The organism is Paenibacillus sp. MAEPY2 (genome assembly GCF_000499205.1).
Taxonomy (GTDB): Bacteria; Bacillota; Bacilli; order Paenibacillales; family Paenibacillaceae; genus Paenibacillus; species Paenibacillus vandeheii.
The window spans coordinates 336,787-349,690 of the sequence record NZ_AWUK01000010.1 but is presented as its reverse complement, the minus strand read 5'-3'; the positions used below and the strand labels follow the sequence as shown (position 1 = coordinate 349,690).

13 protein-coding genes are annotated in these 12,904 nt (G+C 48.4%); 4 read left to right on the top strand and 9 right to left on the bottom strand.

Features of this window, described 5'->3' with window-relative positions; all coding sequences use genetic code 11:
• Positions 1-78: 78 nt before the first annotated feature.
• The 4 genes from P364_RS37745 to P364_RS0109000 form a co-directional block, all read right to left on the bottom strand.
• On the bottom strand, positions 79-240 hold the full coding sequence (locus tag P364_RS37745) for a hypothetical protein (protein WP_173405214.1): 162 nt from the start codon (positions 238-240) through the stop codon (positions 79-81).
• A gap of 112 nt (positions 241-352) precedes the next feature.
• Positions 353-637, bottom strand: a complete 285-nt coding sequence (locus P364_RS0109010) for a YesK family protein (protein WP_024629806.1) — start codon at positions 635-637, stop codon at positions 353-355.
• Between the two features lie 54 nt (positions 638-691).
• On the bottom strand, positions 692-1,690 hold the full coding sequence (locus tag P364_RS0109005) for a glycosyltransferase (protein WP_024629805.1): 999 nt from the start codon (positions 1,688-1,690) through the stop codon (positions 692-694).
• Positions 1,691-1,708: 18 nt separating this feature from the next.
• Complete coding sequence (locus P364_RS0109000; protein WP_024629804.1) at positions 1,709-2,692, bottom strand: phosphotransferase family protein; 984 nt, start codon at positions 2,690-2,692, stop codon at positions 1,709-1,711.
• 284 nt (positions 2,693-2,976) lie between these two features.
• Between P364_RS0109000 and P364_RS0108995 the strand changes: the two genes are divergently transcribed.
• Positions 2,977-3,567, top strand: coding sequence for a TetR/AcrR family transcriptional regulator (locus P364_RS0108995; protein ID WP_024629803.1), 591 nt, complete (start codon positions 2,977-2,979; stop codon positions 3,565-3,567).
• A 125-nt stretch (positions 3,568-3,692) separates the two neighbouring features.
• Entirely contained in the window at positions 3,693-4,274 is a 582-nt protein-coding gene (locus P364_RS0108990; protein WP_024629802.1) for an NAD(P)H-dependent oxidoreductase, read from the top strand.
• A 203-nt stretch (positions 4,275-4,477) separates the two neighbouring features.
• On the opposite strand, the gene P364_RS0108985 is transcribed toward P364_RS0108990, so the two are convergent.
• The 5 genes from P364_RS0108985 to P364_RS0108965 all read right to left on the bottom strand — a co-directional run bounded on the left by P364_RS0108985 (position 4,478) and on the right by P364_RS0108965 (position 10,139).
• Positions 4,478-5,419, bottom strand: a complete 942-nt coding sequence (locus P364_RS0108985; RefSeq protein WP_024629801.1) for a glycoside hydrolase family 113 — start codon at positions 5,417-5,419, stop codon at positions 4,478-4,480.
• Between the two features lie 235 nt (positions 5,420-5,654).
• Positions 5,655-6,692 (bottom strand): glycoside hydrolase family 130 protein, encoded by a 1,038-nt coding sequence (locus tag P364_RS0108980; protein ID WP_024629800.1) that lies wholly within the window; start codon positions 6,690-6,692, stop codon positions 5,655-5,657.
• Positions 6,693-6,961: 269 nt separating this feature from the next.
• The gene (locus P364_RS0108975) at positions 6,962-7,801 is read right to left on the bottom strand and encodes a carbohydrate ABC transporter permease (protein ID WP_379437339.1); all 840 of its coding nucleotides are present in this window, start codon (positions 7,799-7,801) and stop codon (positions 6,962-6,964) included.
• Entirely contained in the window at positions 7,798-8,685 is an 888-nt protein-coding gene (locus P364_RS0108970) for a carbohydrate ABC transporter permease (protein ID WP_029880853.1), read from the bottom strand. The genes P364_RS0108975 and P364_RS0108970 overlap by 4 nt, the downstream gene beginning before the upstream one ends.
• Before the next feature lie 140 nt (positions 8,686-8,825).
• Positions 8,826-10,139, bottom strand: coding sequence for an ABC transporter substrate-binding protein (locus P364_RS0108965; protein ID WP_024629797.1), 1,314 nt, complete (start codon positions 10,137-10,139; stop codon positions 8,826-8,828).
• Between the two features lie 223 nt (positions 10,140-10,362).
• Here P364_RS0108965 and P364_RS0108960 point away from each other — a divergent pair, with 223 nt between their 5' ends.
• Together P364_RS0108960 and P364_RS0108955 are read left to right on the top strand one after the other, a co-directional pair.
• Positions 10,363-11,544 (top strand): AGE family epimerase/isomerase, encoded by a 1,182-nt coding sequence (locus P364_RS0108960; RefSeq protein ID WP_029880852.1) that lies wholly within the window; start codon positions 10,363-10,365, stop codon positions 11,542-11,544.
• Between the two features lie 2 nt (positions 11,545-11,546).
• Complete coding sequence (locus P364_RS0108955; RefSeq protein WP_024629796.1) at positions 11,547-12,731, top strand: glycoside hydrolase family 130 protein; 1,185 nt, start codon at positions 11,547-11,549, stop codon at positions 12,729-12,731.
• The last annotated feature ends 173 nt before the right edge of the window (positions 12,732-12,904 follow it).

The window sequence follows — 12,904 nt, the reverse complement described above, 5'->3', positions numbered from 1 at the left end:
TTGGAAGATCCTGACCGCAACACAAAAAGAGCCGCAGGAGGTTAGCTCCGCGGCTCTTCAGAATTCAAGCAAAATTGCTTATCGTCCGAATGAGGTCAAGGCAGGCATCTTCTCACAAATGTTAATTTCCGTATATTCAAATTTGGACAGACTTCTCCCGTTAGTTGAAAAAGTATGAACAATGCCAGCCATAGCAATTGGCAGCTGGCTAATACGGTTGTTAAGCATCGCGTGATTCACCTGTCTTCACCTCCCTTGTCATAATTAATGCCAATATATCACAGACGAATGCATTCCTGCAACCGTCTGATCGCCTAATCATCCTTACTGTACAGCAGTTTAACCGTTACGATTAATACCTTCCCCGACGCCGGAACACCACATCCGTAATTGCCACCGTAATTAGTGTCAACATTCCCGATGTACCGAGCGATGCGCCAAGCAAGGCATATCCGATGCCGTTCCACCCGCCAATATCAATGCTAATCATGATCACAGTAGCTCCGCCGAGCAAGGCCACACATGGCAGTATATATTGAACCCAGGTCATTCGGCGTCCTTGCATCCGATAGATGAGCCATTCAATCAGCAGCAGCACCGCCCACATACCGACCGTCCACAGGATGAGTACATCCATAAGGTTATCCTCCTTCTTGCTGAATGGTTAGAACCCGTTGTTACAGACCACGTATTACTTCAACCAGTTCGCGAAAAAGTTTCGGTATCCCTCTTTCATGATCGTGCGTGAGAAAGCACCGAACGCATAGTCCCGGTTGTCTTCCGACACACTGCGCGGCGCGGCAGCCGCCATGTTCACCAATTCAAACCAGTTATCCTCATTGCCTGCAAAGGCATGCGTAGAACGGATGTGTCCGTAGCAGGCATGCTCGGGTTTTACCACCATTTTGCCCATTGCCATCGCTTCTGTCAGCGGCATCGCAAACGTATCAAAGGCCGAACAGCTCCAATATACCTTGGACGAATTCATCAGGGTGAATACTTCATCCTGCGTCAGCGCGAATTGCAGTTTTACGTTGTCCGGAATGCTGTATTTCTTCATGCTTTCTTCGTATCGTCTGCCCCCAAACACCATGTACACTTCCTTGTCCGGGTTCTGCCGGGCATATTCCAGCACCAGATCCGGACGGCGATTCGCCTCATCCCGACCGATCCAGAGCACGCGATTATGCACGACCTGACTCGGGTCGTAATGTCGGTTCGCCAGCTCTTCACTAAAGCCAATCGGAATGACGTTCACGTCATGTACCCCGAAATTGCGGCCCAGCTCTGTTTTCAAAAACTCCGTCTGCACAATCGCTTTATCCACCATTGTATAGAATGGCTTCATCATTTCGTAACCCGTCAGCGCCGGGTCGGGAAAGCTGTGCGGGAACAACACGCTTTTCGGTAAAAACATCTTCAAAAACGTAAACCCGGATACGGTGTAGATGACATGCTCTATATTTTGGCTATATATCTGGTCCAGTACGATATCATAGTTCACCAGGTCGCCTTTCTCATGCTCATAACCCGGCAACCAGTCATACCCGCTCACATGGCGCTCCGGTGAGATGAACACAATCTCTACACCCAGCTCCAGCCCAATTTGCTTCAGCCGATCCGCAAATACGCGCGGGCCCTGCGCCTCGGTGAATTGAATTTTACGCATTACGAGTCCTACTTTACGCATGTTCTGCACCCCTCATTTCTATTCCGTGAACAATCGGTTCATGCACTGTTCCAGCGTCATTGCCGTCTCATGCCACTGGTTCCGCAGCTGTTCCTCGGGCCATACACAGTCTGCACTTCTCAGATCCCCATCAATCAGACGCAGCATCCAGAGCGAGAATACAATGGCATATGCACTGTACCAGCTTTTAAAAGTAACCCGGTCAACCTGAACGCTATGGCGCTCCAGCCCGTCCAGATAAACATTAATGATTCGCTCCCGCAGCTCAGGCGTAACGTTTCTCGGGTACAGCGGATGCGATAGATCCACCAGATGATATATGTCCCAAAGCGGCGTGTTGAGATGGGCATGCTCCCAATCGATGATGACCAGTCTGCCATTCACATCCGCCATGTTACCGGGATGCAGGTCACCATGACACAGAACTCGTGGAAGTTCTTCGTCTGCCTTGCAAATTAACGTGATGATGCTGTTCCAATCGATTGGAGACAGCGTCATTCCCAGTTTGAATAGCAGATCCTCGGTAGCTCTCGCCTGCCCGAGCAGCTCGTCCAGCATGTTCCGAATGGGTGGTTTCTGACCTTCATGAGGCATTTCGCCCCAGCCGGAAACAGGTATCGTGTGCCATTCGGCCATGTTTACAGCAGCAGCTGACAGCGTATTTTCCCGCGAATCATGCACCAGTTGTCCCAGATCCTCGTAGATTAGCCAGCTCTGATCCGGTGTAGCGTCTCTGACTGATGCAGCGATGAGCCGGGGATAGATCGGCGGTAAATGCACCAGCACATGCTCTGCTATCCATTGTTCACGCCCATGCTGCCCTTGATGGGTCAACGGCTTAAAAATATAGCTCTCTCCACCCGGGGCTGTGAATCGCTCGACATATCTGCCGTTCATGCCTTTGTACAGCCGTTCACGTTTGCATACATAACGGTCATTCAACATTCCTTGCGGGGTCACCCAGCAAGAAACATGTAATTCTGCATTCCCCTGGTTAACCATACTCCGTGCCCTCCGTAATTAGTCCGAATGAAAACGCCGGCATTTTGCATCATTAGCTTCCGCCATACCCGCAGGGACAAAGCTCCCGTTGAACAGGCGTATCCCTCTATATCTTGCAGTTTGTAAAACGTAATCGGTAATGATGTAAAGTGCTTATTTCTATTCATCATACGTTGACACCTACCAAGCTGCAAGCTTTTGAACAGCAGCACTCTGGATGCAGAATATCAAGCAATTCATAAATTACCCTTGCAATTTAGTTAGCGATCACTTACTATACAATCATGAAGAACAAACCTCATGTAGACAGCAAAAAGAAAGACATCCTACAAGCGGCAATGCGCTTGTTCGCAACTAAAGGCGTTGACGGCATTTCCGTCAAAGAGATCGGTGACGCCGCTGGTGTAACCGATGCGGCGATTTACAAACATTTTAAGAACAAAGATGCTGTTGCTCTCGAAGCCTTCACCCAATATTGCGCGGACTATACCGCCTTGATTGACGGTTATGTTCACCAGGAAGGTCCGGTGCTGGAGCGCTTCCGGCAACTGATTACCGAGGTTCTTCAATTGCATGATGAAGATCCTTACGGACTGCTGTTGATCTCACAGAATCACGAGATTTTCATTGAAGCTGGAAGCAGCGAAGATTACCGTCAGCCGCTGGATGCGTTAATTGACCTGATCGATCAGGGAATTATGCGGGGGGAGCTGCCAGATCAGGATTCACGTCTCACGGCTGTTCTGGTTATTGGCGCCATTACACGCATGGGCGTCTCCAGTATGCAAGGTGAGCTGCCCGAGCTGCTTGTTCCGTACACTGGGGAAACCGTTCATCGCCTGTCGTCGATGTTGGGGCAGCTTCCGTTGGAATAAAAAGAAAAAGAATTATCATCAACAAACCGTCAGAACATTCTGATGTGATTACCGGGTCATTCGTGACCTTTTCTTTTGCACATGAGGTTAGTGTTCATTAACTAAAATAGACAGGACGTGTCGTCATCATGAAGAAAATATTAATCATCCAGGGCAATCCCGTTTCCCCAAGTTACAATGGCGCAATCGCCGAGGCTTATCGTAAAGGTGCTGTGCAGGCAAGTGCCGAGGTTCGCATGATCACCCTAAACGAACTGGAATTCAACATGAATTTAGAGGGAGGCTATCGTAATAAACTGCCGCTTGAACCGGACTTGCTAGAAGCCCAAGAGGCAATAAAGTGGGCAGAGCATTTGGTATGGATATTCCCGATTTGGTGGGGAGGACCGCCAGCTTTGTTCAAAGGATTCATCGACCGCATCTTTATGCCAGGTTATGCCTTCAAATATCACAAAGGTAAACTTTTCCCGGATCAGCTGCTCAAAGGCCGTACGGCTCGCATGATCACCACCATGGATGGTCCGAACTGGTACTACAAATGGTTCCAGGGTGAGCCCGCACACAAAATGATGAAGATCTCCACCTTTGCTCTGACAGGCATCAAACCTGTGCGCATAACACCTGTAGATCTGGTGGGTAAACAGTCCGAGGAACAGAGAAAGAAATGGTTGGATAAGATCGAGCAGCTTGGGCGGAAGATGGGGTAACTGGATAGCTCGCTCTATAAAAAACATTCATCATGTAATCACCAATTAAAAATTTATTCCTCTAACAATCTGTATTCGATATTCAATTTGATAAATATAATATTAGAACTAATCAAAAAGATACTGCGTGTATGGACACGACAGTATCTTTATCTATATAAGAGCTATTCAAGTGGATGGGGATGATTCAATTTCAAGGAAAGTCAGACTTCCACTGCAATGCCTTCATAGAAACGGCGAATGATTTTCTCCGCTGGTTTACCATAAACGCCGTATCCATCGTTGCTCAGGGCATCCTGCTCCTGATGCAGATGGGCACTCCAGTCCCACAGTCCAAACCCGCGTACCCACTCCCGCTTACTTGCATGACGGAACATGGCTTCATAGAACTGCTCCTGTTCTTGCGCGCTGACCTCACCTGTTAACCCCCAGTCGTTCGGTACCTGCGCCGATCCGCTGCGGCTAGGGCAACCCGCTTCCGCGAAGAAGAAAGGTTTGCCATAGGGTGCAATGACCTGTTCAATCCGATCCAGCTGCGCTTCCCAGTCTCCGATGGGATAGTAACCACTCGACGAGATGACGTCCACGGCATCCCACCATTTCACATGTCCTTCCTGGTACTTGTCCGTATTGTACGATACGAGACCCGTGTACACTTCACGTACTCCCGCAATCACTTCACGCCATTCCTGATCCCGGCGCTCGGACTGCACCATCTCACAACCTACAATAAACATCTCGCAATTCTCGCGCTCTGCAATGGATGCATAGTGCTTCTGATACGTGGTATAACTTCGGAACCAGTCCTTCCATTTCGGCTCACACGGCACATCGATATCAAAGAAGTTAATGTGTGCCCGCCATGTGCCATCGGTGCAATTGACAGTTGGTTTCAGAATGACCCGCAGTCCGAGCGTACGGGCGTAGCGTATCATGTCCACCAATTCATCGTCTTCCACCATATGTTCACCCTCATATTTGACCTCTACAGCCTGCGGATGATCCTGCTGCGCCGCCAATGCAAAAATAACATGCGAACTGCCTGTGCGTTCAGCCATCAGACGCAAGGATTCTTTCGCTTCTGGCTTGCGGAAGTCTCCCCTGCCGCTCATCCAGCCAAATGTAAATCCCTTGATGTATTCCATATGCATTGTTCCGCAATGCTCCTTTTTCACTTAATGTAAAATGAATGACCGAATGTTACACGTCCAACTACGATTGCAGTACCATCTTCCGATCGCCGTTATCCCCAGATTTTTTTGATTCCCTGATGAAAGGGAAAATCCGAGGATAAATGCGAACACTTCGTTTCTTCAGATCGGTTCTGCACTCCCCGTTTTTGTGTGAATTTCAGCTTTATTTAAAATTGTTTCACTTCAATTACAGCTTTCCTTCCTCACGGTCTCCGGCAATGACTTCGTCTGTCTCAATCACGTAGTTCACGATCTCTTCGACGGTTGTATACGCCACACCAACGTAGGTGTCGGCTGCGCCATAATAGATGGCGATCCGTCCTGTCTCCGCATCATGCAATGTGGCGCACGGGAAGATGACATTGTCCACAAAGCCTTGCTCCTCATACCATTTTTCCGGTGTCAGCACGAAGTTAGAGGAACGATATTTTACTTTTGATGGCTCATCCAGATCCAGAATGACCGCACCCATGCTATAAACAAAACCATTGCACGTACCAGTTACACCGTGGTAGAACATCAGCCAACCTTCGGATGTTTCAATCGGAGCAGGACCGCCGCCAATTTTGACCGATTGCCACCAGCCTTGACCGCCTTTGCTCATGACATGACGGTGTTTGCCCCAATACACAAGATCCGGGCTTTCACTGAGGAAAATGTCCCCGAACGGCGTATGTCCGCTGTCGCTTGGTCTGGACAACATCACATAGTTATCATTGATTTTACGTGGAAACAACACGCCATTGCGGTTGAACGGCAGCATCGGGTTTTCGAGACGCACAAACGTTTTGAAATCGTCGGTTTTCGCCAAACCAAGTGCAGCGCCGTAGAAATCGGTACACCAGATGATGTAATACGTATCTTCCACTTTTACCAGACGTGGGTCATATGCATAATTCGGCATGAAGGCATCGCCGTTTTCATCCACAAAGGCAATGCGTTCCTCTTCGATACTCCACTCCAGCCCATCCTCACTCGATCCCATATGCAGGTGCGGACGTCCGTTAATCGTTTCGGCGCGGAATACCCCGATGAATTTCCCTTCATAAGGAACGACTGCACTGTTGAAAATACGGGCAACTCCCTTGACCGGATTACGCGGCACGACTGGGTTGGCTGAGTGTCTCCAGACCGGTCCTTCTGTTCCCTCCGGTTTATCCTCCCAAGGTATATTCGGCAATGCATCCCCAACAATGTGTACGTGTTTCGTATCGACAACTGTCATCGTTTCATTTCTCCCTTCGGTGGTAGGCTATATGAAATAAACTGTTAAACTTACACGAGTCCACTCCGATGGCAGAACAACCTTCCGATCGCTGTTATCCCCAGATTTTTTGATTCCCTCATGAAAAGGGTAAAATCCGGTGATAGCATATGCTTACGGAGCGAGCTTTCTTTCAGAAAGCTTTTAGGCGAACACTCCGTTTCTCCAGGTTTTTTCTGCCCTCTCCGTTCCTGTGTATTTTCATATTAATTTCATATAGCCTTCGTTTTTTATTTAACCGAGCCTTGTGCGAAGCCGTTGTAGATGTACTTCTGTAGCAGCAGGAAAATGATCATCGTTGGAATGATGGCGATCATAATCCCTGCGCTGATAACCTCCCACTGTGATCCGAACGGTCCCTTGAATTTGAAAAGAGCCGTGGATATGACCTGCAAGTCTGTCTTGGGCATGTACAGGAACGGCGTGTAGAAGTCGTTGTAGATGTTGACGCCCTTCACGATAATGACCGTTACAATCGCCGGTTTCAGCAGTGGCAGAATGATTCTCCAATAGATCGTGAAGTAGGATGCGCCATCCAGCATGGCGGATTCATCCAGTGCGTTGGAGATGGAGCCCAGAAATTGCAGGAAAATATACACCGCAATGATATCTGTACCCAGGTACATTACAATGGCCGCCCAGCGGGTGTTGAACAGGTCGAGTGCGTTGATGATCTGGAAAGTGGCTACCTGTGTTGTGACACTCGGAATGAGGGTAGCGAGCAGGAAAGCTGCGACCATAATTTTTTTGCCCTTAAATTTGAAACGATCCAGCACATACGCGATCATGGAACCTGTTAAAGTGGCACCCACGATGGAGATGATCAGGATGATAATTGTATTTTTGAAACCGACCAGCATGTTGCCGTCCACAAAAGCCTTCGTATAGTTCGCAAAGTTCAGCCAGTTGGCAGGTGGGGCAAGCGGACTGCTGGTCGCATATTCGGCATTGGTTTTGAGCGATGCAAACAGCACCACAACGATGGGTACCAACGCAATGAACGCGGCGAGAATGAGTGAAGCATATTTGAAGATGCTCGCAAGGGTGTATTTGAATTGGTGCACGTTCATTCCTCCCCTTTCATGGTGACACGCTGAACCAGCGTAACAAGAATGACAATAAACAGCAGCACAACAGCCATCGCCGATGCCAAGCCCAGCTTGCCGTACTTGAATGCCAAGTGAACGGTCTGAATGACAAATGTCTCACTGCCATTGGAACCATCGGTCATAATATATGGAATATCGAACGCACTGATTGCGCCGCTAATCGCCAAAATCAGGTTGAGCTGCAGGATGCGCGTAATACTCGGCAGGATGATATGCCGGAACTGCTGCCAGCGATTGGCCCCGTCAATATCCGAAGCTTCATAAACATCCTTCTGAATGGATGAGATCGCACCCAAGAAGATGATGAAGTTAAAGCCCATGTATCTCCATACCGATGCGCCCGCGAGCGACACGTTAATAATGTTCGGATTCCCCAGCCAGAGCTGGGTGTATTGTCCAAGCCCTACGGCCTGCATAAGTGTGTCGAGGGTGCCATCTGGTTTGAAGAAAAAGAGGAAGATAAATCCGATGGCCACGCCATTCAGCAGATAAGGGAAGAACAATATGCCTTTGAAAAAGTTTTTGCCGCGGATTTTGAAGCTCAGAATTGTTGCAAAGTAGAGGGCCAGACCCATTTGTACGAAGGTAGCCACAAAATAATACAGACTGACAATAAACACTTTAAAATACTCAGGGTCACTGAATATCCGCGTGTAGTTTTCAAATCCGACATAATCAAACCTTTTGCTATATCCGTTCCAATCCGTGAAGCTGTATTTGAACATGTTAATGACCGGTAAATAAGCAAACGTGAACAGCAGTGCCAGCGGAATCATTGAGAAGGCACAGATAATAAATATGCGTTGCGCTGAATAGCCCCAATTCGAAATCTTCAAGTATTTCATGCTCTCCACACCTCCAAGCGGTTCTGCCGCTTTTATATCAAAAGAAGACTCCATCCAGTACCCGGTATTTCGCTGCATGTCAACGGTGGTCGGCCACATATATCGTGTCTTTATTGGCCGACCCATCCGCCGTAACTGGCTTATTTCGCGAGTTCTGCCCGCGCTTTCACCCATTTGTCATTCAGGTCCTTCATGATGTCGTCATACGATTCGCTGCGGTTACCGATGCCTGCTTCGATAATGCGTTTCTTAAAGTCAGGCTGCCAGAGACCGATCTCGCCTTCGTTGTCGATTTTGTCAACCAGACCTTCCTGTCCTTCTTTGGCTGGAGTCAGTGTGGAAAATTGAACATCTTTGTACTGGTCCAGAATGGGTGGCAATTCAGCATTTTTGTCTGCGCTCATGCCTCCACCTTGCTCAACCGCGTAGTTCGATTTGGCCAGGAACCAGTCAATCCAGGCTTTCGCAGCAGGTTTGTTCTCGCTGTTTACGTTCATGCCAATGTTATAGTCTGCCGCCAGCGGAACGACCACATCACTTGCATTCGTAGGGAATGGCAAGAATCCGATGTTATCCGGTGTATCCGTCAAACCTTGAATTTGTGTAATTGCCCATGATCCTAGTGCCATCGTTGCAATTTTGCCATTCGCCAGATCCGCCTTGGAGCTTTCCCAGTCGGTTGTCGTTGGATCTTTCTCGATCAAGCCATTTTTGGCTGCATCATAAAGCACTTTGTACAACTCGTAGTGCGGCTTGCCAGCCACAAAGTTCTCATCCGTATTCGGTTGATCAATGTTAACGTAGTCGACACTGCCTGCAACCGTCGGCAGATCCGCTTCCCATTGTGTCAAAGCCCAGCCGGATGCATAGTTGGTGTACAGTGGAACCGCATCTGTATTATCTTTGACCAACTGAAGCGCAGCCTGGAATTGCTCGGGTGTTTTCGGAACTTCCGCAATGCCAGCATCTTTGAATACCTGTTTGTTATAAATGATACCGGAGAACGTAATAACCGTTGGAATGCCATATACCTGACCGTCCACCATACGTTCCTCAATGCCTGTGTACTTATCTTTCAGCTCATCGTACGTGCCCAGCGGTTCAAAAAAATCCGGAATGTCCGCAATTGGTACGCTGGTGGGGATCATCAGCACATCGCCGTAATCCTTGGTGCTCATACGGATCTTCACTTGTCCCTCATAGTCGGCCAGTGCCTGAAAGTTTACTTTGACATCCGGGTATTCCTTATTGAACTCCGCAGCATAGTCTTTGAACACGGTATCCACAATATCTGTACGCTGCGTAAGGACGGTAATTTCACCCTTGATGTCCGCCGGATCTGTGCTAATTTCCTCTCCTGCCTGTGAAGAGCCACCGCCGGAAGAGCAAGCTGCGAGCAGAGAAGTAATGAGTAGCATGGTAAGCAGCAGTATCCAACCTTTGTTTTTTCTCAATTGATTCTACCCCTTTTCTAAGTTAATTTAAGTTATCGTTAAGGTTACAAAATGAATTTTATTATGGTAACGCTTACCTGTCAATTAAATTATTTATTACTTAACAAAAAGTTTTTCTTTGACGACTCGTTGACAATGCTATTATCCGACACTAATATTATTTAATAAAGTTAACGATAACTTAAATTAATTCGAATCCTGTACTTTGAAGGAGCCCTAACTTATGACTTACACGAATGACATCAAAACGGAAATAAAGGAACACTGGGAAGCACATATATTGCCATTCTGGTCTGCCCTCAAAGATCATAACAACGGCGGCTTCTATGGCCGGGTCGGCAATGACCTTCAGGTGGATCGCCTCGCTCCCAAAGGCGGCATCGCCACGGCACGGCAGCTCTGGTCCTTTGCAGCAGCATACCGCGTTACCGGAAATGAAATCTGGCGGGATCACGCCGAACACGCTTACCGTTTTCTTGCGGATCATGTGCTGGATGCCGAGCATGGAGGCTTGTACTGGATGGTGGATGCCAAAGGGGAACCGCTGGACACAAGTAAACATGTATATACGCAATCCTTTGGAGTGTATTCACTAAGTGAATACTATCGCGCAACCGGGGATGCATCAGCTTTGGAACTAGCGAAAACGCTTTTTGCCCTGATTGAGGATCAAGGCCTGAATGCCGAATTACCTGCATACAAGGAACAATTCGACCGCTTCTGGAATGAACAGCCCAATGAAATGCTGAGCGAAAATGGTGTGATTGCGGATTACACAATGAATACGCATATTCATGTGCTGGAGGCCTACACCACGCTCTACCGCGTATGGCCGGATCCGCAGGTGAAAGCGGCGCTGGAGCGCCTGCTTGGGATTTTGTATGAACGAGTGTATGACAAAGACACGAAGTTTCTCGGGGTGTTTTTCGACAAACAGTGGAATTCCATTATCAATCTGCGCTCGTTCGGGCATGACATTGAAGCCAGCTGGCTGATCGACGAAACATTGAAAGTGCTAGGTCTGGATCAACACCCGGAGTATTCCGCAATGGTTACGGATATTGCCTATAACATTTCCAATGTGGCCGTGAATACAGACGGTTCGCTGTTGAATGAACAAGAGGGTGACCTTGTAGATGAGACGCGCATTTGGTGGGTTCAGGCCGAGGCGATGGTCGGCTTCTACAACGCCTATCAGCGTACAGGTGATCCGTTGTTTCTGGAGAGAGTGGAACGTTTGTGGACATATACGAAGGAACATATTATCGATCACCGTGCTGGCGGGGAGTGGTACTGGTCAGTAGACGGGAACGGTACACCGGATCAAAATGAAATCGCCGGACCGTGGAAATGCCCGTATCACAATAGCCGATTCTGCATTGAACTAATTGAGAGGATGGGATAACGATGATACACCCCAAATACAATGAATTATTGGAGCAACAGGAGCAGCTGCTTACGCGTCAAAATGAAATTGATCCCACCTTCTACAATGGCGTTTATGATCGGTACCGATATCCGGTAATCACACGCCATCATGTGCCGCTGCACTGGAGATTTGATCTGGATGAAACGACAAATCCCCACTTCATGGAGCGTCTGGGCATTAACGCTACGCTTAATCCGGGGGCCATCTATTTCAACGGTAAATATGTGATGGTCATCCGAACCGAGGGCTTGGACCGCAAATCCATCTTTGCCCTGGCTGAGAGTGATAACGGCATTGACGGATTCCGCTTCAAAGGCAAACCATTAGTATGGGAAGATATCGATGCCGACGAGACCAACCAGTATGATATGCGATTGGTACAGCACGAGGATGGCTGGATCTACGGTATCTACTGTTCAGAACGTAAAGACCCGGAAGCTCCAGCTTTTGATACATCCAGTGCCGTAGCCCAGGCCGGACTTGTCCGGACGCGTGATCTGGTCAGCTGGGAGCGTCTGCCCAACATCACGACCAACTCCCCTCAACAGCGGAATGTTGTATTGCACCCGGAATTCGTGGATGGCAAATATGCGTTCTACACACGTCCACAAGATGGATTTATCTCCACTGGCAGCGGTGGCGGGATCGCTTTTGGTCTGTGCGATGATATTCTGAATCCAGTTATTGATGAAGAAACCATTATCGATGAACGCAAATATCATACGGTATATGAAGTGAAAAATGGTCAGGGTCCTGCTCCGCTCAAGACGGATCGCGGCTGGATTCACATTGCCCACGGGGTACGCAACACTGCAGCTGGGCTGCGTTATGTGCTGTACACGTTCGCCACGGATCTGAATGATCCGGCACGTATCATCGCCAAGCCGGGCGGACACTTCATTGCTCCTTATGACGATGAGCGCGTAGGTGATGTGTCCAATGTTATTTTTTGCAATGGTGCAGTAGTCAACGAACAGGGTGTGGTCTTCATCTATTACGCGTCCAGTGATACCCGCTGTCATGTAGCTACTACAACGCTTGATAAACTGGTCGATTACACCTTTAATACCCCGGCCGATCCGTATCGTTCCCTGGATTGCGCCAGCCAGCGCGGGGATCTGATTGAGCGGAATGAGAAGCTTCTCCAAAAGCAGATGGCTTAAATCCGACGAATAGCCTTCAACGGAAAATGCAGCATGTGAAAAATTAACGGAGCGCTAACCAGAATTTCTTTATTCCATGTGGGTAACGATGTATACTAATATGGATTGTTGTTATGATTTGAAGGAAGCGCTAACCATAATGACAGCACATTGTACGTAAACCGGCTTGAAGG